This is a genomic window from Streptomyces atratus (assembly GCF_014648655.1).
Classification (GTDB): Bacteria; Actinomycetota; Actinomycetes; order Streptomycetales; family Streptomycetaceae; genus Streptomyces; species Streptomyces atratus.
This window is the reverse complement of record NZ_BMRN01000223.1, coordinates 1-658: the sequence shown is the minus strand read 5'-3', so window position 1 is coordinate 658 and position 658 is coordinate 1. Positions and strand designations below refer to the sequence as shown.

1 protein-coding gene is annotated in these 658 nt (G+C 67.6%); it reads left to right on the top strand.

All coding sequences use genetic code 11. The features are described 5' to 3' along the window. Window positions 1–658: AMP-binding protein (locus tag IEZ15_RS44215; RefSeq protein WP_189282550.1), on the top strand; the 658-nt coding region annotated here is incomplete at both ends.

Sequence of the window (658 nt, the reverse complement as noted above, 5' to 3'; positions counted from 1 at the left end):
GCTGCACCACACCCCGCCTCATCAACATGTACGGCATCACCGAAACCACCGTCCACGTCACCACCAACGAAATCGACGAAAACCAACTGAACAACAGCGCCACCGGAATCGGGCGCGCCCTCCCGGACCTCCGACTCCATGTCCTCGACCCGTACGGGAACCCCACCCCGATCGGTGTCATCGGCGAACTGTGTATATCGGGGGCGGGGCTCGCGCGCGGGTACGACGCGCGGCCGGCCCTCACGGCCGAGCGTTTTGTCCCCGATCACCTGGGACGGACACCGGGAGCCCGGCTCTACCGCAGTGGCGACCTCGCCCGCTGGACGGCCGACGGCGAACTGGAATACCTGGGCCGGGCCGACGCCCAGGTCAAAATCCGCGGATACCGCATCGAACTCGGCGAGATCGAAGCCCAGTTGGCGCAGGTGGCCGGTCTGCGCGAGGCCGTTGTCCTTCCGCACCAGGAGGCGAACGGCCGTACGGATCTGGTCGCCTATCTCGTGCCGGAACCGGGCACCGCACCTCCCACCACCAGCGAACTCCGCGACACCCTCGCCGGACACCTCCCCGACTACATGATCCCGAGGAACTTCGTCCACCTCGACACCCTCCCCCTCACCCCGCAAGGAAAGCTCGACCGACGCTCCCTGCCCGCCCC